This is a genomic window from Solidesulfovibrio sp. C21, from assembly GCF_047785625.1.
Classification (GTDB): domain Bacteria; phylum Desulfobacterota; class Desulfovibrionia; order Desulfovibrionales; family Desulfovibrionaceae; genus Solidesulfovibrio.
In genome coordinates, this window is sequence record NZ_JBLODY010000002.1 from 99,899 (window position 1) to 125,612 (window position 25,714).

General features: G+C 54.0%; 16 protein-coding genes and 2 pseudogenes. 11 read left to right on the top strand and 7 right to left on the bottom strand.

What is annotated here, in order from left to right; genetic code table 11:
* Positions 1 to 4: 4 nt before the first annotated feature.
* The 6 genes and pseudogenes from ACMZ6R_RS01210 to ACMZ6R_RS01235 all read left to right on the top strand — a co-directional run bounded on the left by ACMZ6R_RS01210 (position 5) and on the right by ACMZ6R_RS01235 (position 3,459).
* Positions 5 to 397, top strand: coding sequence for a response regulator (locus tag ACMZ6R_RS01210; RefSeq protein ID WP_416108879.1), 393 nt, complete (start codon positions 5 to 7; stop codon positions 395 to 397).
* A gap of 70 nt (positions 398 to 467) precedes the next feature.
* Positions 468 to 1,394, top strand: a complete 927-nt coding sequence (locus ACMZ6R_RS01215; RefSeq protein ID WP_416108880.1) for a PAS domain S-box protein — start codon at positions 468 to 470, stop codon at positions 1,392 to 1,394.
* Positions 1,395 to 1,609: 215 nt separating this feature from the next.
* A complete protein-coding gene (locus ACMZ6R_RS01220) occupies positions 1,610 to 2,041 on the top strand; it encodes a helix-turn-helix domain-containing protein (protein ID WP_416108881.1) in 432 nt (143 codons plus the stop codon).
* Between the two features lie 24 nt (positions 2,042 to 2,065).
* A pseudogene (locus tag ACMZ6R_RS01225) lies at positions 2,066 to 2,653 on the top strand (IS630 family transposase); the annotation flags it as partial.
* A 90-nt stretch (positions 2,654 to 2,743) separates the two neighbouring features.
* Positions 2,744 to 3,040 carry a type II toxin-antitoxin system HigB family toxin gene (locus ACMZ6R_RS01230; RefSeq protein ID WP_416108882.1) on the top strand — a complete coding sequence of 99 codons (297 nt, stop codon included), beginning with the start codon at positions 2,744 to 2,746 and terminating at the stop codon, positions 3,038 to 3,040.
* A complete protein-coding gene (locus tag ACMZ6R_RS01235) occupies positions 3,037 to 3,459 on the top strand; it encodes a helix-turn-helix domain-containing protein (protein WP_416108884.1) in 423 nt (140 codons plus the stop codon). The genes ACMZ6R_RS01230 and ACMZ6R_RS01235 overlap by 4 nt, the downstream gene beginning before the upstream one ends.
* A 55-nt stretch (positions 3,460 to 3,514) precedes the next feature.
* Here ACMZ6R_RS01235 and ACMZ6R_RS01240 read toward each other — a convergent pair whose 3' ends face one another.
* Together ACMZ6R_RS01240 and ACMZ6R_RS01245 are read right to left on the bottom strand one after the other, a co-directional pair.
* Positions 3,515 to 6,304, bottom strand: a complete 2,790-nt coding sequence (locus tag ACMZ6R_RS01240; protein WP_416108939.1) for a DEAD/DEAH box helicase — start codon at positions 6,302 to 6,304, stop codon at positions 3,515 to 3,517.
* A gap of 156 nt (positions 6,305 to 6,460) precedes the next feature.
* Positions 6,461 to 6,709, bottom strand: a pseudogene (locus ACMZ6R_RS01245) (SWIM zinc finger family protein); the annotation flags it as partial.
* Positions 6,710 to 7,784: 1,075 nt separating this feature from the next.
* Here ACMZ6R_RS01245 and ACMZ6R_RS01250 point away from each other — a divergent pair.
* From ACMZ6R_RS01250 to ACMZ6R_RS01260, 3 genes are all read left to right on the top strand, one after another.
* On the top strand, positions 7,785 to 9,311 hold the full coding sequence (locus ACMZ6R_RS01250; RefSeq protein ID WP_416108886.1) for a B12-binding domain-containing radical SAM protein: 1,527 nt from the start codon (positions 7,785 to 7,787) through the stop codon (positions 9,309 to 9,311).
* A 235-nt stretch (positions 9,312 to 9,546) separates the two neighbouring features.
* Positions 9,547 to 18,189, top strand: a complete 8,643-nt coding sequence (locus ACMZ6R_RS01255; RefSeq protein WP_416108887.1) for a GH36-type glycosyl hydrolase domain-containing protein — start codon at positions 9,547 to 9,549, stop codon at positions 18,187 to 18,189.
* 261 nt (positions 18,190 to 18,450) lie between these two features.
* Complete coding sequence (locus tag ACMZ6R_RS01260; RefSeq protein WP_416108888.1) at positions 18,451 to 18,813, top strand: hypothetical protein; 363 nt, start codon at positions 18,451 to 18,453, stop codon at positions 18,811 to 18,813.
* A gap of 22 nt (positions 18,814 to 18,835) precedes the next feature.
* Here ACMZ6R_RS01260 and ACMZ6R_RS01265 read toward each other — a convergent pair whose 3' ends face one another.
* The gene (locus ACMZ6R_RS01265; protein WP_416108889.1) at positions 18,836 to 19,030 is read right to left on the bottom strand and encodes a hypothetical protein; all 195 of its coding nucleotides are present in this window, start codon (positions 19,028 to 19,030) and stop codon (positions 18,836 to 18,838) included.
* Between the two features lie 13 nt (positions 19,031 to 19,043).
* Between ACMZ6R_RS01265 and ACMZ6R_RS01270 the strand changes: the two genes are divergently transcribed.
* Entirely contained in the window at positions 19,044 to 19,334 is a 291-nt protein-coding gene (locus tag ACMZ6R_RS01270; RefSeq protein WP_416108890.1) for a linear amide C-N hydrolase, read from the top strand.
* A 396-nt stretch (positions 19,335 to 19,730) separates the two neighbouring features.
* On the opposite strand, the gene ACMZ6R_RS01275 is transcribed toward ACMZ6R_RS01270, so the two are convergent.
* Complete coding sequence (locus ACMZ6R_RS01275; protein ID WP_416108891.1) at positions 19,731 to 20,741, bottom strand: DUF2971 domain-containing protein; 1,011 nt, start codon at positions 20,739 to 20,741, stop codon at positions 19,731 to 19,733.
* 624 nt (positions 20,742 to 21,365) lie between these two features.
* Here ACMZ6R_RS01275 and ACMZ6R_RS01280 point away from each other — a divergent pair.
* Positions 21,366 to 22,052, top strand: coding sequence for a UPF0149 family protein (locus tag ACMZ6R_RS01280; protein ID WP_416108893.1), 687 nt, complete (start codon positions 21,366 to 21,368; stop codon positions 22,050 to 22,052).
* A gap of 39 nt (positions 22,053 to 22,091) precedes the next feature.
* Here the strand turns inward: ACMZ6R_RS01280 and ACMZ6R_RS01285 are convergent, their stop codons facing one another.
* From ACMZ6R_RS01285 to ACMZ6R_RS01295, 3 genes are all read right to left on the bottom strand, one after another.
* On the bottom strand, positions 22,092 to 23,216 hold the full coding sequence (locus tag ACMZ6R_RS01285; protein WP_416108894.1) for a tyrosine-type recombinase/integrase: 1,125 nt from the start codon (positions 23,214 to 23,216) through the stop codon (positions 22,092 to 22,094).
* A gap of 115 nt (positions 23,217 to 23,331) precedes the next feature.
* Positions 23,332 to 23,889: a tyrosine-type recombinase/integrase gene (locus ACMZ6R_RS01290; RefSeq protein WP_416108895.1), complete on the bottom strand. Its 558-nt coding sequence runs from the start codon at positions 23,887 to 23,889 to the stop codon at positions 23,332 to 23,334.
* 365 nt (positions 23,890 to 24,254) lie between these two features.
* Positions 24,255 to 24,635: a hypothetical protein gene (locus ACMZ6R_RS01295; protein ID WP_416108897.1), complete on the bottom strand. Its 381-nt coding sequence runs from the start codon at positions 24,633 to 24,635 to the stop codon at positions 24,255 to 24,257.
* Positions 24,636 to 25,714: the final 1,079 nt, after the last annotated feature.

The following is a 25,714-nucleotide window of genomic DNA, read 5'->3' on the forward strand; positions in this document are numbered from 1 at the left end:
CGATATGATTTTAATTGTAGATGATGAAGTGGATATTTGCTGGTCTCTTCAGCATATTTTTAATAACGCTGGGTTTCCTACGACCACTTCTACTAATGCCCGTGACGCGCTCGAATTGCTAAACAACCAGATGTTTAGTTTCGTTTTTATTGACGCCATGTTACCAGATATAGATGGCTTGGATTTGGCCAATTCTATTCGCCAAGCGGATTGCAATGTAAACATTGTGATGATTTCTGGATATTATTACGAAGCTGATATTTCTGTACAACAAGCAATAAATCGTGGAATTGTGAATGCATTTATAAGCAAACCATTTCTTCAAGAAGAAATAATATGTATTCTCAAAAAGCTAAATCCAGAAGCTTTCGATGCGGCTATTGCCAAGCTTGAATAGACTGTTTTTATATTTATTTCAGGCACCACTATGTTAAATTGACATGGTTAGAGGGCGGCGGTATATTTTAATGCAGGATAATCCATCCATTGCGATCATTGCCGACATGCTCCTCGCAAACTCGCCAGCAGGTCTCCTTATCTACGATGGGGAGACTGGTGAATGCGTATTCTCTAATCAAATTTTGACAGAAATTTTTGGGAAGGAAGATGCTTCTTCACATCTCCCAACTTGTCAAACTATCGAGTCCTGGGGCAAAGCCGGTTTGATTCAATCGTTTGAATCAACTCTTGCGGATGGCCGGCCACGGAGTCAAAGGATAAGCCTGCAAATTGATATCAACAACACCATTAATCTTGAAGTTTTTTTATTGAGATTTTATTATAAAGCAAAATGTTATATCACGATAATCATTTTTGACACTACAGGCCATCTTAATTCGCGCAAAATAACACGCCGAGCAAACCCACAATACCATGAATTTGCAGAAAAAAGTTCTTTTATTGTCATTCATTATGATCGTCACTTGTGCCCGACTTACGCGAATCATGCCTGGGAAAAAACCAGTGGTTATCTTGCAAAAGACATACTTGGGCTGCCACCTATCTATATACATAGGACACCTGCCAGAGACTACGCATATTATGTAAATAAACTCACAAAAGTTTTAACTGGAGGGATTCCTGACTGCATCAAGCTTCACTATATAAATGCCCATGGAGATTTAATCTTTCTAGAGTATGTCATAACTCCTGAATACGATCGGCTTGGGACCATTATAGGTGCTCTGGCTATTGGTCGCAATTTAACCTTGGATGGGAACAAAAATGCAACGAAATACAAGGAGGTGGTAAAACTGGCCAATCAGGCAAAGAAAGAATTTCTTACATGGTTAGCGCGTCCAAACTCCAAACAAAACCGTCAGGAAAAAGAAAAAAACTCTTCCCAGTTGGCGGAGAGGCCAAAGCCAAACCGATCTGTTGATCAAAAAAAATAACAGCCCACAGCAATCGTAAGCGCAAGCTCTGGCCCTTCTCCCGCATCGCCTTTGAATCTGGCCTCGTTGCTCCAATCAAGGAGGAGCTTCGTGTCGGTTACGCCACCAGGACGATACCGCCCCCGGTAGGAGTCGCCTTCGATGACCACCAGGTGCGCATTCTAGTGTTGCGTTCGTGAAATAATATTGATATATTTCATCCCGGGAGGATCGGGATGGGAGCACCTATTAAGCGCCTTGAATTGTCTGAGGAAGAGACGACCGCCTTGAGACTTTTGGCGGCATCTGGCACCACGCAGCAGCGCATGGGCGTTCGGGCGCGGGTCGTCCTTTCCGCTGCTGAAGGGTTGTCGTTGCAGGAAATTTCCAAGCGCACCGGCCTGAGTGTCAACGCTTGCCTGAAGTGGCGTAAGCGGTTTGCCGCTGATCGATTCGAGGGCCTTGCCGATGAGCCTGGACGAGGCCGTCCCCAAACCATCACACAAGAACAACGCCTTGAGGTCATGGCCCTTGCCTGCACGAAGCCACTCGACGGGAGCACCCGTTGGAGCATGCGAAAACTGGCTGATGCTGTCGGCTATTCCGTTTCGACAATCCATGAAATTCTCAATGCTGGAGACCTCAAACCCCACAAAGTGAAGCACTGATGCGGGAAAAGTCCTGACCCAGAATTTGCTTCCAAGCAAACAACTATTATTGGCCTCTATATGGAACCGCCAGTCAACGACATTGTCTTGTGCGTCGATGAGAAATCGCAAATTCAAGCGCTCGACAGGACGCAGCCACTTTTGCCAATGCGCCCAGGCCAACCGAAACGATTGACAGCAACTTATAAGCGCAACGGGACAACCTGTCTTCTCGCTGCTTTCTCGGTACATGAAGGAACAATCGAAGGCCGTTGTGTTGATAGTACGAACCATACTAATTTTCTTAACTTTCTCAAGCACCTTTATCGTTCAAATCCAGGCAAGGAACTCCATATTATCGCGGACAATTTAAGCGCTCACAAACACAAGGACGTCCTTGCATGGGTTGAAAAACGTCGCCGCCTGAGCCTGCACTTCACGCCTACGTACGCCTCTTGGCTGAACCAAGTCGAGATATGGTTCAACATCTTCACAAAAGACGTTCTCAAGGGAGGCTTTTGGAGATCGAGGCAAGCCCTCGTCTCCCAGATCATGACCTCTATTCGGCGCTACAACGAGCAACGGGCGCATCCCTTCAAATGGACCTACGAGGGGAAACCGCTCTCCTCATAGATCACTGGAATTTAGCGAACGTGACACTAGGCACCTTGTTTGCCAAGATTCCATCTTGACGCATACCAAAAAAGTATATATCAAATTGATATGCACGTGATCGCAAAACCCGCACTTGTCGATTTTTGGACCATGCACCCAGCCGCAAAAGAACCGCTCGACACGTGGTATCGCATCATGCGGCGGGAAAGTTTTCAGAATTTCAGCGAGATACGGCAGACTTTTGCGAGTGCGGATTACGTTGACGGCTTCACGGTCTTTGATATTGGCGGGAACAAGTTCCGCCTGATTGCCGTGATCCGATACGAATGGCAAAAAGTATATATCCGGGCAGTCTTGACGCACAAGGAATACGATAAGGGCGCCTGGAAGAGGGGAGAGAAATGAACTGCACCACACCGACTGTTGATCCCGCCGCCATCCTTCAGGCTTGGATGCCGTTCAAGGAATTGGTTGGCGTGACCTCGATCAAGACCGAAGAGGACTACGCGCGCGTCGCGGATCTGGTGAACGTGCTGCTAGATGCAATCCGTGACGACGAGACGCACCCCCTTTCCGACGTGCTCCATTACCTGACCGTCCAGATGGAAGCCTATGAGGCCGAGCACGTGGATATACCCGAGGTGGAACCCAAGGCCGTTTTGCGCTTCCTCATGGAGCAGCACGGCTTGAAGCAAACCGACCTGACCGATTGTGCGCCGCAAAGCCATATCTCGGCTATCCTGGCCGGCAAGCGGGGGATAAGCAAAGAGGCTGCGAAAAAATTTGCCAAACGGTTCAACGTCAATCCTGATTTGTTTTTTTAATGCCGGCAAACAAGCCCTGGGCCCGGTTTCCTGTCCACATTGCGTACCCACCGCATCAAGAGAGTAGCATTCCGAGGTTTTCTCGGGTCAATGAGCTTATCATCGATGTCGCTCCCGCCTCCAGCATTTCTGCCAGTTCACGTTTGTCCTGCTGTAGGTTGAGAACTTTTTCATCGATGGTACTCCCAGAAATGAGCCGGTAAGCAAACACCTTTTTGTCTTGGCCGATACGATGTGTACGATCCACGGCTTGGTTCTCAACAGCGGGATTCCACCAAGGGTCCATGATAAACACGTAGTCGGCTGCCGTCAGATTGAGGCCAACGCCCCCTGCCTTAAGGCTAATACAGAAGACCGGCGGGCCTGATGGATCTTGGAAAGTAACCACCCGTGATTCTCTCGCTTTGGGTGGGGTCCGGCCATCAAGGTACTCGTAAGCTATCCCCTCGCTTTCTAACCGCTTGCGGATAATCGCCAAGAACTTTGTAAACTGGGAGAATACAAGGGCCTTGTGCCCTTCATCCATTACTTCGTGAAGCAAGCGGATGAGCTCCTCCAGCTTCCCCGAACCAGCGGCTTCCTCGCCGACGAGACCAGGATGACAGGCAACCTGACGCAACCTGAGAAGGCCCTCCAGCACTTTCATTTTCGAACGATTCAGCCCTGCCGCATCCACGGCACTGAGGATTTCCGCTCGATAGTGATCACGCAGTCGAGCATAGACAGCAGCTTGAGGCGTGGTCATTTCGCAGTGGATTATGGACTCTTGTTTCTCCGGCAGGTCCGCCGCCACCATTTCTTTAGTCCGCCGAAGTACAAAAGGCTTGATGACGCGAAGAAGTAAGTTCTTTGCAGTCTCGTCACCCTGGCCGATGGGTTTAGAAAATCGGGTGTCGAAACCAGTTCGCGACCCCAGCATATTGGGATTCAAGAAATGGAGTTGTGACCAGAGCTCATCGAGCTTGTTCTCCAGGGGAGTGCCGGTCATGCAAAGCCGGTGCTCCGCAGTAACCACTTGCGCGGCCTTGGCAGTCTGGGAATCAGGATTTTTTATAGCTTGGCTCTCATCGAGGATTAGCCACCGCCAGGGCACCTTGCGCAGGATCGCCACGTCGCGCCGCAAGAGACCATACGTAGTCAAAATCAGGTCGTGCTTTTCGATGGAATCAACGTGGATGGATCGGTCCACGCCGGCGTAGATGAGGACACGGATGTCAGGCGTGAATCGTGCTGCCTCGTCCCGCCAGTTAAAAAGCAGCGAAGTGGGTGCAACGACCAAGCTCGGGCCCGATTCCCCACGTTCCTTTTCCAGGGTAATCCATGAGAGAACCTGGACGGTCTTGCCGAGACCCATATCGTCAGCCAAGATGCCACCGAAGCCGAAGGTCTTCAGGAAATCAAGCCAGCCCAGGGATTCGAGTTGATAGGGACGCAATACCCCCTGGAATTTTGATGGTGGTGCGAAGCGCGTGACGCTGGCGAAGTCCTTCATGCGCCGTATTTTTTCGGCAAACCCGTTGTCCATGGACAACGCCTCGGTCTCGGCCAACAAGCCATCCAAGAGCAACGCATGGGCTGAATGGAAGCGGAGGGTGAGATCCTTGGCACGGGTTGTGTCAGCCATAGACAAGGCGGGAGCATTGGCGGCGAGCCATTCTTGCGGCAGAACACCCGTTTCGCCATTGGGGAGGGGCAGCGTTTGTTCGCCGCGCAGAAATGCGCGCATCACCGTTGGCAGTGGCACAATTACGTCACCAAAAGCAACGCTTCCTTCCAGGTCAAACCAGTCTAGGCCGCTGGTGACGCGCATTCCAGAAATTTTACCGGCGTGAAGTTTGCGCTTGTCCCGACTACGGATGGTCCAACCATCCTCCACAAGGGGTGCCAAGCTCTTCAGAACCTGCCATGACGACGCCTGGGGCAGCGTGAACCCGGCGCCTTGGGAATCGAATCCCAACTGGGTTATGCGATTGAAGAAGGCCTTTTCGGTTTCGAAGTGGCGTTCGGTGCGCGTCCATGTTTCAATATCCAAAATCGCGGGCCTGGCATCGTCAAAAAGAATCTCGGAACCATCATAGTCCAGCCAAAGTCGCGCGACATGTTCATCATTGGTAAACTCGATTTCCAAGCATGGTTGCGGTTCAATGCCGAGCACTGCCTTTGGTTCAAATTCTTTAGGGATCACCAAGTCAGTAGGAGTGTCGGTCGCGTCAACAGCTTGGAAGAGTTCTTTGACTTCGGCTTTGGGCACTTTAACTTTATGTTTATGGCTGCGTATCTGTCTCACCCATTCAATGGTTGGGCCATGGAGAGAGTATAGTTGCTCTTTGAAGATGAAAAACAGAGGATCGGCATTCAAGAAAATAGGAATTTGCGCACACGGAATAATTGAATCTCCAATGCGAACTTGTGGTTCATAGACGAGATTTTTTTTGCGATTACCCTGAGAATCTGGGTCAAGCGCAAACTCTAGTTTCCCTTCGAATGGGTCGCCAAGATGTAAAGGGTCAGCTATTTTTTGGCCGTCGAGCAAGACAACACAACGACCTGTTGCAGCTATCTCAGGGAGCAACATTTTTATTGAGACTGGCTCTAAGTTGTAACTGTCGAATCTACGCGTGGAATAGCTTCTCGACCAGTGATTTCCGTCAAACATGCTACGGTAATAGAGGGAGAGAAGCATTTCAAGCACAGACCGGTCTGTTCGCGGCAGATCTTGCTCGTTCAGAATGTCATGGGAAGCCGGTTGGATTTGTCTGCCTAATCCACCATCCTTCAGAACCTTATGCTTAAGAGCGGAGAATGTTATTTTAGTGCGAGTGATAGCAAGCTCGTAGCGAAGCATGTACTCGCCCGGTACTCCTTCCCACCTGTTTCGGCGATTTGATTTATCCAGTTGGCCTGGAAATAGGAGTGAGCGCCAAGGAGTACTGGACTCGCTCAGAACAGCATTGTCCCTGGCGGTCTTTTTGTTTGCAAGAAATGCGTCGGCTGCAAGGATAGTCGCCCAAAGATGTTTGCAAAGATAGCCACGCTTAAAATGAGGACATTCACACAGCGCTTGTGCAAAGGCACCAGTCATTTCCTCGTCAATTAGTTCGACAAAATAATCGTTTGATCCTGATACAACAGATGATATCTTCGAGTCAGTGACCTTATCAAGGCTAACTACATTCCGTCGAAAGTAGCTCTCTCCTCGCCGTTGCATATCGGGGGGGAATAATTTCTGAAATCGGCTTTTCCAGGTCATTACGACTCACAGCTTATTCGAAAAAAATTTAACATCCCTGGCCTGTGATGCGTCGAGGCGTGCCCCCCCTCTAACCAACACAATGATTTTCTTGTATAAACTTGTCAAGGAAGAGGGGGCGACTTTACAACCCAGGGCTGCTGCATAGAATGGATTACAGGCAGGGTCAATCTTCGGTACGAGGCGCACGACGTCGCAGCCACTGACGCGCCAACAGGACCGTTGGCAGGCGAGCCACAGATGCTTTGGTACCCGTCGGCAGTCTGTTGGCTGTCCGTTGGCTGATGCGCCACAGGGCTACTGGTGACTGTTGGCAGGAGCCAACAACGGCTCTATGGCCATTTTTTAGATTAATAATTTCAATGGATTGCTGACGTGGCATTCAAGAAGTCGTGGGTTCGGTTCCCTCCAGCTCCACCAAGTTAAATGCCACGGGGTCACCGAGAAATCAGTGACCCCTTTTTCTTTTGAAAAAAGGACTGGACAGTGATCTGCCTCGGACCTATATCTTAGGCGTGTCCCAAGTGAAGGTTGTTAGCAACCCTAACGGAGGAAATGCCATTGGGTGAATCAATTGTCGGAGAGTTTTCCTCGCAGTAGAGCGCTTGAAGGCCAGTAAAAAAGAAAATCTGGCAAACTCCATGTGTGGTAAACACCAGCGCTACATTTCTCGGCGAGGCGCAATCGTTAACCCATAAGTCTTTTTTAACAGCGTAAATTTACTGGCCCCGGCTTATGCAGTCGGGGCCTTTCTTTTTCGCATTGGGATGTCTGAGGAGATTCCCATGGGGGGCTCAGGCCCCGGTTTGGACTTTTGGACATTTCAGACGCAACGCCAGAAAAATCGGCACCGTTACAGGGCAACGCGTTGGTCGCCGCCCACGGCAACGAAGACGGACCCTGGCCTGGACGACCCCAGAATTTACACCACTTCCGTGGACTCTACCCTGGGAAACGCTTCACACGGAGGAGGTATCATAAGGATTATTGAAGGACTTCCTTGCTTTTTGTGCTAAAAAGGGAGGGAATGTCGGATACAGATTTGAGATACACCAACGGAGGGAGGTCTTGTATCATGAGAATTCTTCTGGTTTATCCAATCTATCCGGATACCTTCTGGAGCTTCAAACATATTTTGCCGTTTATTTCCCGAAAAGCGGCCTTTCCGCCGCTGGGCCTGCTGACGGTTGCCGCCATGCTGCCGGCGCGGTGGGAAAAACGACTTGTCGATGCCAACGTCGCGCCCCTTCGCGACGAGGACCTGGCCTGGGCGGACATGGTCTTCATAAGCGCCATGGTCGTACAAGAAGCCGGCGCCAAGGACGTCATCTCCCGGGCACGGGCCATGGGCAAATGCATCGTGGCCGGCGGACCGGCCTTTACCGCCCAGCCCGAGCGTTTCCAGGGCGTGGACCATTTCGTCCTCAACGAAGCCGAGACCACCCTGCCGCTCTTTCTCGAGGACTTGCGCCGGGGAGCGCCCAAGCCTCTTTACACCTCCTCCGAGCGGCCGGATATCGCCTGCACGCCCATCCCGCAATGGGATCTGATCAACTTCCGGGACTATGTCACCATGTCCGTGCAATACTCACGCGGTTGCCCGTTCGATTGCGAGTTTTGCGACATCGTGGTCCTCAACGGCCGACGTCCCAGGGTCAAATCCCCCGACCAGATGCTGCATGAAATAGAAAGCCTTCACGACGCCGGCTGGCGCGGCCCGGTCTTTATCGTGGACGACAATTTCATCGGCAATATCGCCTCGGTGAAGCAGTTCCTGCCCCGGCTCATCGACTGGCAGACGCGGCATGGCTATCCCTTCAAATTCATGACCGAGGCAAGCATCAACCTGGCCCGGGATGGCGAACTGGTGGGTATGATGAGCAAGGCCAATTTCCATAAGGTCTTCATCGGCATCGAGACGCCTTCCACGGACAGCCTCAAGGAGTGCGGCAAAAAGCAGAACGTGGCCATGGATTTCTCCCAAGCCATCAAGATCCTGCATCAAAACGGCTTACAGGTCATGGGCGGGTTCATCGTCGGGTTCGACAGCGACACGGAAGGCATCTTCGAACAGCAAATCCGCTTCATCCAGAAAATCGGGGTGGTCACGGCCATGGTCGGTATTCTTACCGCCATGCCCAAGACACGGTTATGGCGCCGACTCAAGGCCGAAAACCGGCTCCTTGGCAATGCCACGGGCGAGAACACGGACGCCAGCCTGAACTTCATTCCGACCATGCGCCGCGAAGCCCTGATCAATGGCTACAAAAACCTTCTGTCCACGCTTTACGCACCCGAGTATTACTATGACCGCATCAATACCTTTCTGAAAAATTACAATCCGACCGCCCGGGGAAAACTTGCCTGGAGCGATTTTCAGGCCTTTATCAAGAGCTTGTGGCGCATCGGCATCCTGTCCCGGGCCAGGTTCGACTATTGGAAGCTTCTTTTCAAAACAGCCCTGACCAAGCGCAAGGCGCTGCCCGTGGCCGTGGAACTGGCCATCCTCGGCCGGCACTTTCAGTTGGTGGCCAAGCGGGCCCTTCTGGCCACGGATGCCTGGGCCGATTCCACCGCGAACGAGTCCTCCCGGACCGTATGAGGCACGGGCGGCGAGAGGACGCCTCGGTCGGCAGGCGCGGGAAAACCGGCAGATGACGCGTTGCGGCAGATTCGTCGCAACGCGCCCCGGCCGTGGGGGAAAACAACCGCTAAAATCGCCCCCGAGGTCGCAACCGGGGGGAACGCATCAACAACCTGGCTTCAGATTGCAGCAGACCGTATGACATAAAGCCAAGACTGCGCGCAAAATCTCGGGCTCGAGCAAGGAATGCAGCATGAGCATCAAAGAGTTCGGATTGAAAACCCGGGCGCGCCACACCCTGCGAAATGACCACAATACCGAACTGTTGCGTTCGGAACTCTACAGCCTCAACCAGCTCACGCTGCACGCCGTCAAACTGGCCGGCCTGCACGCCCTTGATCCCCACCCTGGGCCGGATATGTTGCTGCCGCGACTGGCGGACAATGCCCGGGCGTTGCGGGCGGCCTACGACATCGTGACGGTCACGGCCACGCCGGGGGGACGGGTCGTGCCGGCCGAGGCCTGGCTGCTCGATAATTTCTATCTCATCGAGCAGCAGATCAGTCTGGCCCGCCGGCATCTGCCCCGAGGCTACAGCCGGCAGTTGCCGCGACTGGCCAATGGACCGTCGGCTGGATTCCCCCGCAGCTATGACCTGGCGCTGGAACTGATCTCGCACATGGACGGCCGCATCGACAATGACAACGCCACCCAGTTCATTGCCGCCTACCAGACCGCCACACCCTTGATGCTGGGCGAATTGTGGGCCTTCCCGATCATGCTCCAGCTCGCGCTGCTGGAAAACATCCGCCGCATCGCGATCCGCATCGCGCGTCGGCGCGAGGAACGCGACGCGGCCATCTTCTGGGCGCAACGCATGCAGGCCACGGCGGAAAAGGAACCGAAAAAGCTTATCCTGCTGCTGGCCGAATTCGCCAACGCCGATGTGCCGCTGACCGCGGCCTTTGTGGAGGAATTCCATGCCCGGCTCCATACCCAGGGAGCCTCCATGGCCTTCATTCAGACCTGGATCGGCCAAAAACTCCTCGAACAGGGGGTGACCGCCACCCAGCTTTCCGAGGCGGCCGGCCGAACCGCCGCGACCAACCAGCTCTCCATCGCCAACAGCATCGGCAGCCTGCGTTTCATCGGGGCCATGGACTGGAAGAAATACGTCGAGTCCCTAAGCCTCGTCGAACAGGCCTTGCGCGAAGATCCGGCCGGGATGCACGCCCTCCAGGATTTCGCCACCCGCGACCGCTACCGGCATGTCGTCGAGGAGGTGGCCAGGGGCAGCGCGCAAAGCGAACTGGCGGTGACTCGGCAAGTCCTTTTGCTGGCGCGCGCGGCGGCGCAGCGCCGCGGCGCCGACGACCGCACCGCCCATGTCGGCTACTACCTGCTCGATCGGGGCCGGCCCCTGCTGGAACGGGCGGTCGATTGCCGTCTGTCGCTGGCGGCCTGGGCCGGCCGGACGAACCGGACGGTCCGCCTGGTCCTGTACCTCGGCCCCATCCTGCTTCTGACCCTCCTTATGGCCTGGCTCGCGTTGGCCGCTTTCGGCGGGTTTTCACCGGGAGACTGGCGGTATTGGCTTGTCGCGATCACCGGCGCGCTCGGCGGTTCGGCCCTGGCCGTCCCGCTGGTCAACCTGACAGCCACCTGGCTCCTGCCGCCGCGCTCCCTGCCCCGAATGGATTTTTCCCAAGGCATCCCCGCCGGGCACCGCACCATGGTGGTCGTTCCGACCTTGCTCGGTTCCCCGCAAGACATCGACAGCCTGGCCGAAGCCCTGGAGATCCGCTACCTCGGCAATCGCGACCCCAATCTGTTTTTCGCCTTGCTGACGGATTTCCCCGATGCGCCCGAGCGCGTGCTGCCAAACGACGCCGCCTCGCTCGCCCATGCCCGCGCGGCGATCGAGGCACTGAACGCCAGCTACCACGACGACCGGCCGTGCATCTTTTTCCTGTTCCACCGGCCCCGGGAGTGGAACGCCTCCGAACGGACCTGGATGGGCCACGAGCGCAAGCGCGGCAAGCTCGAACAGTTCAACGCCCTGCTGCGGGGGGAAGCCGCAGCCGCCTTTTCGGAGATCGTGGGCGATGCGTCCCTCCTCTCTTCGATCCGCTACGTCATCACCCTGGACACCGACACGCAACTGCCCCGGGACGCGGCCCGGGCGCTTGTGGGCAACATGGCCCATCCGCTCAACCGCCCGGTCTACGATCCCGCCAAGGGGCGCATCGTCTGCGGGCACGCCATCCTGCAACCCCGCGTGTCCATCAGTCTGGCCAGCGCCGGGCAGTCGCGCTTCGCGAAACTCTTCGCGGGCGAGGCCGGCATCGATCCCTATACCCGCGAGGTGTCCGACGCCTACCAGGACATTTTCGGCGAAGGATCGTTTATCGGCAAGGGCATCTACGACGTGGACGCCTTTCGTCAGGCCGTGGACGGACGCTTTCCGGAAAACCTCATCCTGAGCCACGATCTTCTGGAAGGCGGCTATGCCCGCTCCGCCCTGGTGACCGACGTGGATCTCATCGAGGAGCACCCGCGCAGCTATGCCATGGATGTCAGCCGGCGGCACCGCTGGATACGGGGGGACTGGCAACTGGCCGGCTGGCTTATGCCGCGCGTGCCCGGGCCCGTCGGAGCGGGCGGGGAAAAGGCGCGGCGGCAACCGAATCCGCTGACGGCCCTGTCGGTATGGAAGCTGTGCGACAACCTGCGCCGCAGCCTCGTCGCGCCGTCACTGTGCGCCTTGCTGGTCCTGGGCTGGCTCTTTGGGCCCGGGCCGGCCTGGTTCTGGACGCTGCTGGTCGTGGGGGTGGTCTTTCTGCCCGTGTTGCCGGGAGCCTTGCTCGAACTCGTGCGCAAGCCCGGGGAACGCGGTTGGCTGACGCAACTGCGCCAGACCGGCAAATCGGCCGGCCGGCCGCTGCTGCTTACGCTGTTGACCCTGGCCTTTTTGCCCTACGAGGCGCTTGTCTGCCTGGATGCTGTCGCCGGCTCGGGCCTGCGCATGCTGTTCACGCGGCGCGGCCTCCTGCTCTGGCACGGTCCCGCCTACGCGCGGCGCAACGCGCGCCGCAGTCTGGCCGATTTTGCCCTGGAGATGTGGTTCGCGCCGGCCCTGGCCGTGGCTCTGGCCGTGGCCCTGACGCCTGGGCAACCGGCGGCCTTGCTCTCGTGCGCGCCCGTCCTGCTCCTCTGGCTGGTCTCGCCGGTCGTGGCCTGGTGGATCAGCCGGCCGCTTTCGGCCCCGGTGCAGGAGCTGGACGCCGATCAGCGGCTGTTTTTGCGGGGAGCGGCCCGGCGCACCTGGCACTTCTTCGCGCACTTCGTCGGCCCGCAGGACAACTGGCTGCCCCCCGACAACTTTCAGGAATATCCCACGGAGATACTCGCCTCGCGCACCTCGCCGACGAATATCGGCCTGGCCTTGCTCGCCAATCTGGCCGCCTGGGATTTCGGCTACATCGGCGCCGGGGAATTACTGCGCCGCACCGAGGCCACCCTGGCGGCCATGGAAACGCTCACGCGCTACCGGGGCCATTTTTACAACTGGTACGACACGCGAACGCTCACCCCCCTTCGTCCCCAATACGTTTCCACCGTCGACAGCGGCAACCTGGCCGGCTGCCTGCTGACCTTGCAGGCGGGACTGGCCGAGCTCAAGGACCAGCCGGTGCTGTCCCCCCGCGCCTTGACGGGACTTGGGGATACCGTGCGGGTGCTGGCCGAACACGTCTCCGCCTCCCGCGCCCCGGCTCTCGCCAGGCAGGTGGCGAAACTTCGGGAGACGCTGCGCGACGCCGGGCGGCAAGATTCGCCGCGCGACCCGGCGGCCATTGACGCCGTACTGGCCGCGCTTCAGGACATGGGGGAGAACCTGCTGGCCGAATTGTCCCGGGATGACGCCGTCGACACCTTGCCGCATGACTGGGCGCAAGCCTTCAACCGGCAGGTCCGCGCCCTGCGGGAAGAGCTTCGTTTGTTCGCACCGGGGCCAGCGCACCCGACCCTGGCGACCTTGGCCGGAGAGGGCGCGCTGACCGCCGAAACACCTCCCCAGGCCCGGGAAGCCCGGCGACGCCTTGGCGTCATCGACGATTTGCTGGAGCGTTGCCACGAATTGGCGACCATGGATTTTGCCTTTCTTTACGATACGTCGCGCGACCTGCTGGCCATAGGCTACGACGTGGGCGAACGGCGGCGGGACCCGTCCTGCTACGACCTGCTCGCCTCGGAAGCCCGACTCACCAGCTTCCTGCTCATTGCCGAGGGGCAAATCCCGCAAAAACACTGGTTTTCCCTCGGGCGTCTCCTGACGAGCCACGGCGGCGACCCGAGCCTCATTTCCTGGAGCGGCTCGATGTTCGAGTACCTCATGCCGCAACTCGTCATGCCCCATTACGAACACACCCTGCTCGACCAGACCTGCAAGGCCGCCGTGTCGCGCCAGATCGAATACGGCCGGCAACGCGCCGTGCCCTGGGGCATTTCCGAATCCTGCTACAACGCCGTGGACGTCAATCAAGCCTACCAGTACAGGGCGTTTGGCGTGCCCGGACTGGGGTTCAAGCGGGGGCTCGGCGAGGATCTGGTCATCGCGCCCTATGCCAGCGCCCTGGCCCTGCTCGTGGCGCCGCGGGAAGCCTGCCGCAACCTGGAACGCCTTGCCGCCGAGGGCTTCCAGGGCGTCTACGGCTTCTACGAGGCGATCGATTACACCCCCGCCCGCGTGCCCCGGGGAAACAATCACGCCGTGGTGCGGGCGTTTATGGCCCACCACCAGGGCATGAGCCTGCTGGCGTTCGCCCAGGCCTTGCTGGGCGAGCCGATGCAACGTCGCTTCCTGGCCGCGCCCTCCATCCGGGCGACGCAGTCGCTTCTGCAGGAGCGGGTGCCGAAAAACGCGGCCACGCTCCACCCGCATGCCGCCGAAGTAAGCGCCGCAGCCCGTCCCCCGGCCACGGAAGCGGGCGCGATCATGCGCGTTTTCACCGATCCGAATACGCCCCTGCCCGAGGTCCATCTGCTTTCCAACGGCCGGTACCACGTCATGGCCACCCATGCCGGCGGCGGCTACAGCCGCTGGCACGATCTGGCCGTCACCCGCTGGCGCGAGGACGCCACATCGGACGGCTGGGGCACGTTCATCTATCTGCGCGACAGCGACTCCGGGCGGTATTGGTCCAGCGCCCATCAGCCGACGCTGCATCCGGCCGAGCACTATGAGGCGGCCTTCGTGCAGGCGCGGGCCGAATACCGGCGACGCGACCAGGGTATCGAAACCCACACCGAGATCAGCGTCTCGCCCGAGGACGACGTCGAGATCCGCCGGGTCACGCTGACCAACCTGTCCTCGCATCCCCGGCATATCGAGGTGACGAGCTATGCCGAGGTCGTGCTGGCGCCGCAAAATGCCGACCTGTCCCACCCCGCTTTCAGCAACCTCTTTGTGCAAACAGAGATTCTGCCCGACCGGCAGGCGATCCTGTGCACGCGCCGACGCCGCACGCCGGACGAGCGGACGCCGTGGATGTTTCACCTTTTTGCCGCCCCTGGCGTGGCTGCCGGCGAAGCCTCCTACGAGACCGACCGTGCCGCCTTCATCGGGCGCGGCCGAACGGCGGCCAATCCCCTGGCCCTCTCCGGCCGCGCAGGCCCGGCGGCGCTCTCCAATACCGCCGGCGCGGTGCTCGACCCCATCGTCTCCATCCGTCGCACCGTGACCGTATCCCCCGACGTATCGGTGGCCGTGCAGATCATCTCCGGCGTCGCGGACACGCGCGAGGCCGCCCTGGCCGTGATCGAGAAATACGGCGACCGGCATTTTGTCGAGCGGGCCTTTGAAATGGCCTGGTTTCAAAGCCAGGAAGTGCTGCGCCACCTGGGCGCGGCCGAAGCCGACGCCCAGATATACGGCCGCCTGGCCTCCTGCGTCGTTTTCGGCAACGCCCTGCACCGCGCCGCGCCAAGCGTCATTGCCCGAAACCAGCTCGGCCAGTCCGGACTGTGGCGTTTCGCCATTTCGGGCGACCTGCCGATTGTCCTGGTGCGCATCGGCGACATGGACCGCATCGACCTGGTCGGACAGATGCTCGCGGCCCATGCCTATTGGCGGATGAAGGGACTGGCCTCGGACCTGGTGATCATAAACGAGGATTTCTCGGGCTACCGGGCGGTGCTTCACGACCGGATCATGAGTCTTGTCCACGCCGGTCCCGAAGCGACGGTCATCGACCGGCCGGGCGGGGTTTTCGTGCGCCGGGCCGAGGAGCTCTCCGAAGAGGACCGGGTGCTCTTCCAGACGGTCGCCCGGGTCGTACTGACCGATTCCGCCGAGACCCTGGCCGAGCAGGTGGAGCGCCGCCCGCCGGCCAGGCGTTTGCCGACCCGGCTGGCCGCCTTGCCGCGACCGATCAGCGAACCGGTCCGGGCGCTCCCGGCGCGCGAACGTATTTTGGAAAACGGCCTGGGAGGATTTACGCCCGACGGGCGCGAATACGTCATCACCCTGGAGCCCGGCCGGACGACGCCCGCGCCCTGGGTCAACGTCATCGCCAGCCCCCACATCGGCACGGTCGTGAGCGAATGCGGCAGCGCCTACACCTGGGCGGAAAACGCCCACGAATTCCGGCTGACCACCTGGCAAAACGACCCCATCGGCGACGTCGGCGGCGAGGCGCTCTACCTGCGCGACGAGCGGACGGGAGCGTTCTGGTCGCCGACGGGACTGCCCGCCCGTGGCCGGTCCGGCTATGTCTGCCGGCACGGGTTCGGCTACAGCGTATTCGAGCATGATGCGGGAGGCATCTTCTCGGAACTCTCCACCTATGTCGCCATGGACGCGCCGGTCAAATTCCTGGTGGCGAAGCTGCGCAACCACTCGGGGCGCTCGCGCCATCTGTCGCTGACCGGATACTTCGAGCTGGTGCTCGGCGAGTGGCGCCATACCAATCTCCTGCACATCGTGACCGAAAAGGATCCGCTGACCGGGGCGGTTTTCGCCCGCAACGCCTACGGCCGGGAATGCGGCGGCCGGATCGTCTTTGCCCAGGTCAGCGAGCGGGAGCGCACGGTGACCGGAGACCGGACCGAATTCCTCGGCCGAAACGGCACCCTGGAAAATCCCGCCGCCCTTGGCCGCAAGTCTCTGTCGGGCAAGACCGGGGCCGGCCTTGATCCGTGCGCCGCCATCCAGACCCGGATCGAACTGGCCGAAGGAGAGGAGCGGGAGATCGTCTTTCTCCTCGGCGCGGCCCGGGATGCCGACGAGGCGCGCTCTTTCATCGAACGCTTCGGCGGCCCGGCCGGCGCGCGCCAGGCCCTGGAAACGGTGTGGGAACACTGGAACCGCACGCTTGGCGCGGTCAATGTGGAGACGCCCGATCCGGCGCTCGATGTGCTGGCCAACGGCTGGCTTCTCTACCAGACGCTGTCGTGCCGCCTCTGGGGGCGCAGCGGCCTGTACCAGTCCGGCGGGGCCTACGGGTTCCGCGACCAGTTGCAGGACACCATGGCCCTGGTCCATGCCGCGCCCTGGCTTGCCCGCGAACAGTTGCTGCGCTGCGCCGGGCGGCAGTTTCTCCAGGGCGACGTGCAGCATTGGTGGCATCCGCCCGACGGCCAGGGCGTGCGCACCCATTTCTCGGACGATTATCTGTGGCTGCCCTACGCAACCGCCCGGTATGTGCTGACGACCGGAGACACGGGCGTCCTCGACGAGGTCGTGCCGTTTTTGGAAGGCCGCGAACTCGATCCAAACGAGGAGTCGTATTACGATCAGCCGCAACGCTCGTCGGAAACGGCCAGCCTCTATGAGCATTGTGCCCGGGCCATCCGGCACGGGCTGCGTTTCGGCGCGCACGGCCTGCCGCTTATGGGCTGCGGCGACTGGAACGACGGCATGAACCGCGTCGGCCGGGGCGGCCGGGGCGAAAGCGTCTGGCTGGCCTGGTTTCTTTACGAGAACCTCCAGCTGTTCACCGGTCTGGCGCGCGGCCGGGGCGACGGAGCCCTGGCGGAAACATGCGCCGTGCAGGCCGCCCGGTTGCGCGAGGACATCGAGGCCCAGGCCTGGGACGGCGACTGGTACCGCCGGGCCTACTTCGACGACGGCACGCCGCTTGGCTCGTCGGAAAACGTGGACTGCCAGATAGACTCCATCAGCCAGAGCTGGGCGGTCCTGTCCGGCGGCGGCGCTCCCGAACGGGCCAGGCAGGCCATGGCGGCGGTGGACGCGCGTCTCGTGGACCGCGACGCGCGGTGCATCAAACTGCTCGCCCCGCCGTTTGACGCCTCGGACCTCGAACCCGGCTACATCAAGGGCTACGTGCCCGGGGTGCGGGAAAACGGCGGCCAGTACACCCATGCCGCGATCTGGGCCGCCATGGCCCTGGCCCGGCTGGGCGAGGGGGAACGCGCCTGGGAGTACTTCGCCATGCTCACCCCGGTCAGTCACGGGAATTCTCCGGAAGCCATCGCCTGCTACAAGGTCGAGCCCTATGTCATGAGCGCGGATCTGTACGCCGCGCCGCCCCACACGGGTCGGGGCGGCTGGACCTGGTACACCGGGGCGGCCGGCTGGATGTACCGACTGACCGTGGAAACGCTGCTGGGCCTTACCCTGGAGGTGGACCGGCTGCGCATCGCGCCGTGCATGCCGGCGCATTGGGATTCCTACAAAATCCACTACCGCCATCGCGAAACCGTGTATCATATCACGGTCAGGCGTCTTGGCGCAAAAGCCACCCGGGAAATACAGGTGACGCTGGACGGCGTCATGGTCAACGAAACGATCGAGACGGGTGCGGGACGGGCGCAGGGCCTGATCCCCCTGGCGGATGACCGCCGGGAGCACCATGTCGCGGTGGATGTACGCTGACGGCCGCGCCGTTTGAGGCGCCTGTGCCTGTCTCTCCGGGGAATACCCCGGGAAAGGGGCTCTTCCCCGGGCTTCTTGCAAAGCCCTGGGAGGAGCCGTCCCTGGCGAGGCAGCGGAAGAATGCAGCAAAGATCTCCCGGCAGGATGGACAAAGCATTATAAATGTAATATATAATAAGAATAGCCAAGAATCCTGAGAACCATGATCTAGAGAAGCCCTCGGAAAATGGTTTTTGAAAAATATTTAAAAAAAAGGCCGTTATGTACCACTTCTTCAAACTCTGTTCCCAGCTGGCTGCTGCTTTCGCAGTTCTTTTTCTTGTTTTAATATTCCCTGCACATGCAATGACGCTTCCTATCCATGGCGCGGTGCTCAACAGCACCGAGACGTTCACCGGGAAGGCGACTGTGCATTTTTGGGGCGATGGAGATTTGACCCTCACGACGAACAAAGGCGTGATCTGCAAGGGTGATTTTGTGCATGCGTCCCAACAGAAAGGCAATGGCACGGTCGCCTGCGAAGATGGCCGCCTTGGCTCCTTCGAGTTCGTCACCGCCGGATTTTCGGGCACTGGCGCCGGCATAATCGGCGCCGAGCACTTTGACTTCCGTATCGGGAAGTAGTCGCGCAGGCGGTCCTCCCGTTTCACGGACTCCCCAGCCTGACCATGCCCGTCAGCGCGTCCACTTCGATCCCGCACAGACAGGCTCTGGCGGCATTGCCTTGCCCCATGTCCGGCACGGAATTGTAAATGCGAAACGTCCCCTGGCGCGTCAGCTCCAGCTTGGCGGCGGCGTGGTCGGGCAGGCCCGGCCATAGCCCATGACGTTTCCTGTCCAACTTCGCCAAACCCGTGGTCAATGACGACGAAGCCGTCATCCTTGCCTGGAATCTGATCAACAACTTTTCCATCCCCGTGGGCGTCTCCGGCGGACAGGATGCTGCCGGCAAAACAGCTTACGACTATACGCAATGGCAAGCCGTGTATGACCTGACACGACATCGCATCTATTTCCGCACCTATGACAACCAAAATATCCGCACGGTCTCCCTGGACAAGTTCCTCGACGGCAAAAAGTCCCTGTTTATTCCCATGGCAGGGGTGAAGGCCATCTATCAGGATGTCAGCGGCGAGGCCAAATAAACCCCAACGGCCCGGCATCTTTTCGAGAAGACGTCGGGCCGTAGACAACCGCCGCCCCCTCGGGTTTGTCTGTTTTACAGAGATTCTCGTTGCCCAGACGTAGTCACCGGCAGGTCAGAAAGACCGGGCCGCTTGAATAGTAGCCCACAAAATCCATCCCGGACCCAACCAGCGCACCACCAGCAAAAATTCCTAAAGAATTTACACAGAAACAGAAAAACTAACCCAAATAGACACTTGGGGAACTTTCCAGAAGTACTGGGATACTTACTCGTACAAATCGAAGGGAAAATTGAGATGGGGATACTGGGGCGGGGTCCAACACCGTAGCCAACGGGTAGTGTTGGCGCTGGTGCTTTTTCCAAAAGAAAAAGGGGTCACCGATCTTTGCCAGAGTCATTTTGAGGGAAAAACATCAAATGAGTCTGGAATATACCCAAAACAATTCGATTTCACAACTTTTATTCCATGGTCTTGAAACCAGTTCCTCATAAAGTCTTCTTTATGCGCAGGGCAGCGAGGATCAATGGCTATATTTTCAATAAAATCATTGGGACAATTTACGAATTCTTTTTCTTGGAGATTGCAATTCTTAACACTACCGAACAGCGCAAGGTCAGATTTTATCAGACTATGATATGGGTGTTCCGTTTCTATAAAACCCTGAAGTGCTAGCAGTTCCTCGTCGCAGGGCTCTTCGCCTAGCCTAACTACAATTCTAACTTCTTTTTCATGTTCAAAACTATTATCTTTTAATGAAAACATTTTTAATGATTTAATAATTTGTCTTTGCTTTTTTCTTTCAAAATATTTTGGAGGAATGCTGCCTGGTTTGGGGAGCTCCTTTCCTTCTCGAAGATAGCGATCCTTAATTCTTCTAAATGCTTTAAGTCTGCGTTGTACTCTTGATGATAAGACATCCAATGATTTGTAATCAACAGGAGCTATACGAGCTTCGACACAAACAACTACAGATTTATTTAAATCTTCTTCTCGGAGTCGTAGGAAACTATATTCATCTATAATATTTCCAGTTAGGGCTTTGAGTTTTGTAATTTTGGTAGATATTCTAACAGAAGCAAAGTCTTGAGAATATAGTGACCACATTGCGACAGAATTGCATGCGCGGCTCCAGCAACTGATATAATGGCTTTTCTGAGTAAGTCTGTGACTTTTCTTTGCTGTTTCTCTGTCAGTCCACCCCATTCCACCACAGCTCCCAGCACCAGAAACTTCCAGTTGCGTAAGTAATCGATCGATTCCTTCATTTTTGTCTGGGAAAGTATCTGCCCTCGAAAACATAAATTTATTATTCAAGACTATTTGAGCAGCAGAAAAAAAGTCAACAATCCTATAAACGGTGCTGTCCTCTGAAAGGGTGGGGTCTACTTCAAGCTGAAAGTTCATTGACATTTATTTGGTGGAATTGTTAGCGAAAATTTCGGGCCGCTATGACTTTCAACATTCATATTACTCCAAGCAACATTGATCGGGGCCGTAAGAAAAACAAGATGGTGGAATAGTTTCTTGGCCTAATAGCTTGGGCTTTCTGGCATCGTCCCATATCCATCCGCCAACATCCAGTGTTGGCGCTTAGGCAAAAAAAAAGGGGTCACCGATTTCTCGGTAACCCCTTGGCATGCTTCGTGGTGGAGCTGGAGGGAATCGAACCCACGACCTCTTGAATGCCATTCCACCTATATAGTTAAAATAATAGGACTTTCTAGTTAAATCGTTGGCTGCCAAAGCTTCTTTTTGGCTGTAACCAACTAATATGTGGTCGGTTTTTGGCGGGAGTGCCAACGGTACAGCCACTGGCGTACTTAATCGAAGATTTTTCCTGGTTTCTCGGATCGTTGTTAAAAACTACTGGGAATATCCCCGAGTCGTCATCGGTCAGCGGAGAACTTCCATATTCCCAGTTTAAGCCGGTTTTGCTAGTACTCGCTGAGTTGACCGGGGATTACTGGTCTGGCCATCAGAACGGTTTAATTTTCATGACGCCGACCAGGCCTGACCTAGAAGGTTATCATGATCGATTTGTTGAACATACCGCTTTCAGATGAAGAGATAGATGATCTTGCTTCTTATCTAGTAGAATCACCTGGTTCCATGAGTATTGAGACACTAGATGGGTTTCTAACGGCACTAGTATGTTCTCCTGAATTAATCATGCCAAGTGTTTATTTTCCATACATATGGGGTGATTTACATGAATTTAATGGAGTCAGTGAAGCTGAGCGCTACACAACATTAATATTAAGATATTTCAATAGTATAGCTAAAGTATTGATTGAAAAAGATACTTTTGATCCATTACTTATTGAATCAGATGGTTCTAATTCTTCAGTTGGCAACAGATGGTCTATAGGTTTTATGACTGGAATGAAAATTGGTGGATATAATTGGAAAAAACTACTTTATGACGAAAACGAATCTGGATTATTGGTGCCAATCATGGCCTTGGCCCATGAACATGATGAGAATGAAGAGCTTAGAACAAAAACTATCGATGATACTAAACGAGAATTATTACTCGCAAGTATTGCCGTTTATACACCAAGGATATATAAATATTTCGAGCAAGACAGGGCAATGTCTGCGACAAGTACTAGTACTATTCTTCCCTATAAAAACATTAATAGGCACATTGGAAGAAACGATCCTTGCACATGTGGTAGCCATCGCAAATTTAAACATTGCTGTGGTAAAAATTAATGAAGCATAAGGAGAGGCTTTCGACTCTCCTTATACAAACTAAGCAATGTCAGGCAACATGCTAACAGCTCGTTCTTTTTCTCCTTCAAGATAGTGATAATATGTGTCAGCTGTCATTTTAACTGTAGCGTGTCCCATTAACTTTGATACAGCTGCTAAGTCAGCACTGTTACTCAACAAAGTGGTAGCGAATAAGTGTCTTAAATCATACAAACGAACAGGATAGTTAATGCCAGCATGTTCACTAGCTGTTCTGAATGAACCTTTTAAAGACTTAATCTGACGTCCATTGTATTCAACAATGTAATCTGAGACTGAATACTCGCGCATAGATTTAAGCTTTTCAAGGAATGAAACTTTTATCGGTACGGTTCTAAATGTTTTAGTTTTTGTTGCATAAATACGGACAGTTGCCTTAGTAAAATCAACGTTACTCCATTTGAGTGAAAGAAGTTCGGATTCTCCTGGTCGAGTACCCAGGTTAAAACAAACTTCCATTGCCCATTTTAAATGAGGTTCAGCTTTCTCCATAATTTTTTTCATGTCTTCGATGTTAAGCTGAACATCACGTGGTCTTTCCTTTGAACGTTTTCGTTTTGACATCGGATTGATCTTTGACAATTCATTTTCAATGCCAAAGTTGAAAATTGCATCAACATAATCGCAATAGCGGTTAACGGTTATCTGTGATCTTGGTCTGCCAGTTATACTACTCACTCCTTGAAAGTGTTTAATAAACGGCAAAATGTCATCAACATATGTCATGGTATCAACACACTTTGTCTTGCTAAGCAAAGTGAAAAAGCATGTCTTCAAAAGATTTGCAATAGTTAAAATGTGCTTCTCGGTCTTACCTGAAGCACTTAAGTGTTCTAAGTATTTTTGCGCAAGTTTCCCAAATGTAATTGAACCAGTTTCAACAGTTGCCACTGGCTGAACAGGTTCATAACTAATTGGACTTACGTTAACTACTGGGGCTTGATAAGTTTGAACAAAGCTCGGATCAGGTACGGTTTGATTGTTAGATTTAGCATTTTTCACAGCTGCATCAAACATCTCGGCTTGATATTTACCATTATCTCCACTCCCAAATGATTTATCACGACGTTTGCCGTTTTCATTCCAATAAACCAACCATCGACCATCGCGTTGATAAACGCCCATAATAACCTCCAAATTCAAGATTACATCTTAAATAATTGATTTTATGCAACCATGTGTAAGAATTAAGCATCAAAACATTCTAAATAAAGGAGCTTTTGGCTCCTTTGGTTGAAGTTCAAATAGTATTGAGTAAAATGTCCTCTACTTCTTCCTCCTGAATTCCAAGATATCTCCTTGTTATTGACGGCGAACTATGTTGCATCCTAGATGCGAGCAAAGCCCAACTAACCTTAAAATATGTTCGTTGTTGATAACACCATGTTTTGCGGAGTGTATGAGCACCCGCATTGATCTTCAAACCGATCTCATCACACCACCTTTGTACCATCTTAGTGACGGCATATGTTGTTAATGGACTGTTCTGACCCTTCCTACTTTTGAATAGGTAGTCATTATCCTTGGTTTCAACAGATGCAAAATATTCATCGAGAGCTAATTTTATCTCCTTATTCACGATGAACACATTTTCTTTGCCAGTTTTCTTTTCCTTGAGACAAATTCGATCACCAGTACTACTGGTCTTAACACTTAATACTCTTAAAGCTAAAACATCTTGTACCCGGAGGCCAGTATTGATTGCCATTATAAATAGCAATCTGTCTCTTTGGTTAGTGATTAAGAGCTTTTTTATGCGTTTAATGTGCTTCATGTCTATTATCGGTTCAACCTTCATAACTGCCTCCAATCCTTGTTTCTGGTTTAAAACATGGTAAAATCAAGCATTGGAAACTGCCTGTCCTGGGGCAAGCCCCAGTGGGTCTAGGTTATCTCCTTGTTTTTCTTTGATTTCTCCACCATTAAAATCCCAATGTCCGTTTCTATGTAGAATCGTACTTTGGATATAGTAATTATATTTGTATTTTATTGTTCATAATGAAACGTACTGAATTATAATTATACATAGCTCTGAATGATAAAAATATGATGCAAAAGCAAACAAATTTGCACAGTATATATCTAAACTTAATATATTCTTAGCACATGCGAATAATAAGAAATGTCATGCAGACGAATCTACATGACATTTCAGTTAGAGTGTTATGGGTGAATCTTGGTCAGGATGATCTGATTTCCATTGACTTCGACTGAGTACTCATCTCCTTCGTTGACTTCAATGTCACCGAGGTCGTGAGCGTTCAGGTTAATTCGTAAAAATCCAGTTTGATTTACTCTCGGACGTTTCGAGTCCTTGGTATACAAGTCCTTAACTTCATACAGCACTCTGTCAGTACTGATTAATTTAAGGATGTATTGTTTCAAGGTCTGCTTGTGTCTGATAGACATCTTCTGCATAATTTGTGTTGCATCAAGACCATCCTTGACCAGTTGCCTTAAAAGCTTTGCGTCATATTTTGATTCAAGTTTCTTTTTCGACTGTTGATTAGGAACGTCACCATTGGTTTCATTCTTGGCACCCATAACAACTCCTTTGCATAGAAATGTTGTTGTTAATAGGTATATCTGTCTAAATAGGTTTAAATCACTGAATTAACGGCAAAATATCTGTGTTTTGCGCAAATTAACCTTAAAATTTTGCAAAAATACCCAGCCGGCACTAGCGGGTTGCCCTTATCTGGCCCTAGGAACCCCATACGTTGGTTTTTGCCCTTGACTGATACCCGGGCATGGGAAAAGCCCAGAAAACCCAGGAGAATGGATTTTACAGGGGGTGTCACAGGTACAGTCCATGTACGGGATCGTGGGAAGAGCGACAGCAGACCGAAAAGACGGATGAATTTTGCCGTTAAAGTAAATAAAAGAAAAAGGTCCTCATAGGATGAAGACCTTTATGCAAAATATTCTTTGCAGTTCACAGAAACATGCTCCTATCTAAATTAATCAGATAGAAACATGAATCCTAAGAGTAGAAAGGATCAATTACTTGTCCTAGCCCTCTGTTGCAGCTAATTCGTACAAGCGGTTTTCCCGCATACGGCTACGTCAATTGGTATTCGATGTATCACAAATGTCTAATGTTTTTAAGTAGCTTTTAATTACGCTGTACTACTAATGAACAGCAGGGTTATATTTTTATAGGGGCAACTTTTCATATGCTTAAATTTAATGACATTTCATGCTACACCGAATACCAATCGATAGTTTCTTACAAACTTCAGACACCCTCATGAAAATCAAGCTTTTCATCTCCAGAAAATCTTTTCACAAGGGCTTCCTTTGGTCTATTTCATTCCAATAAATCCATCCCGAGTCTAATCGCATCCATATATCCAAATATTATTATACTTGACCTATAATATTTTCAGATGATTACTAAAAATCAACGGATTTCAGTTTACCATGAACCTCATCCAACATATGGGCCACCTTGACTTCTGTATTGTCATACATACGGGCTGGTTTTCGTCTCAACTTCTCCCTCGTCTGGATTGCTCCATAACGAGTAAGTCATTCTTAGTTAGACATAATTCGAGGAGAGTACGACTAGTCTAGTATTTCTTAAGTAATGTTTATTTTTTGACTCGATATCTTTTCAAGAC

Excerpts from the sequence above, each read along its gene's own strand:
- ACMZ6R_RS01210 (WP_416108879.1), top strand. The coding sequence starts at position 5 with ATGATTTTAATTGTAGATGATGAAGTGGATATTTGCTGGTCTCTTCAG.
- ACMZ6R_RS01215 (WP_416108880.1), top strand. The coding sequence starts at position 468 with ATGCAGGATAATCCATCCATTGCGATCATTGCCGACATGCTCCTCGCA.
- ACMZ6R_RS01220 (WP_416108881.1), top strand. The coding sequence starts at position 1,610 with ATGGGAGCACCTATTAAGCGCCTTGAATTGTCTGAGGAAGAGACGACC.
- ACMZ6R_RS01230 (WP_416108882.1), top strand. The coding sequence starts at position 2,744 with ATGCACGTGATCGCAAAACCCGCACTTGTCGATTTTTGGACCATGCAC.
- ACMZ6R_RS01235 (WP_416108884.1), top strand. The coding sequence starts at position 3,037 with ATGAACTGCACCACACCGACTGTTGATCCCGCCGCCATCCTTCAGGCT.
- ACMZ6R_RS01240 (WP_416108939.1), bottom strand. The coding sequence starts at position 6,304 with ATGCTTCGCTACGAGCTTGCTATCACTCGCACTAAAATAACATTCTCC.
- ACMZ6R_RS01250 (WP_416108886.1), top strand. The coding sequence starts at position 7,785 with ATGAGAATTCTTCTGGTTTATCCAATCTATCCGGATACCTTCTGGAGC.
- ACMZ6R_RS01255 (WP_416108887.1), top strand. The coding sequence starts at position 9,547 with ATGAGCATCAAAGAGTTCGGATTGAAAACCCGGGCGCGCCACACCCTG.
- ACMZ6R_RS01260 (WP_416108888.1), top strand. The coding sequence starts at position 18,451 with ATGTACCACTTCTTCAAACTCTGTTCCCAGCTGGCTGCTGCTTTCGCA.
- ACMZ6R_RS01275 (WP_416108891.1), bottom strand. The coding sequence starts at position 20,741 with ATGAACTTTCAGCTTGAAGTAGACCCCACCCTTTCAGAGGACAGCACC.
- ACMZ6R_RS01280 (WP_416108893.1), top strand. The coding sequence starts at position 21,366 with ATGATCGATTTGTTGAACATACCGCTTTCAGATGAAGAGATAGATGAT.
- ACMZ6R_RS01285 (WP_416108894.1), bottom strand. The coding sequence starts at position 23,216 with ATGGGCGTTTATCAACGCGATGGTCGATGGTTGGTTTATTGGAATGAA.
- ACMZ6R_RS01290 (WP_416108895.1), bottom strand. The coding sequence starts at position 23,889 with ATGAAGGTTGAACCGATAATAGACATGAAGCACATTAAACGCATAAAA.
- ACMZ6R_RS01295 (WP_416108897.1), bottom strand. The coding sequence starts at position 24,635 with ATGGGTGCCAAGAATGAAACCAATGGTGACGTTCCTAATCAACAGTCG.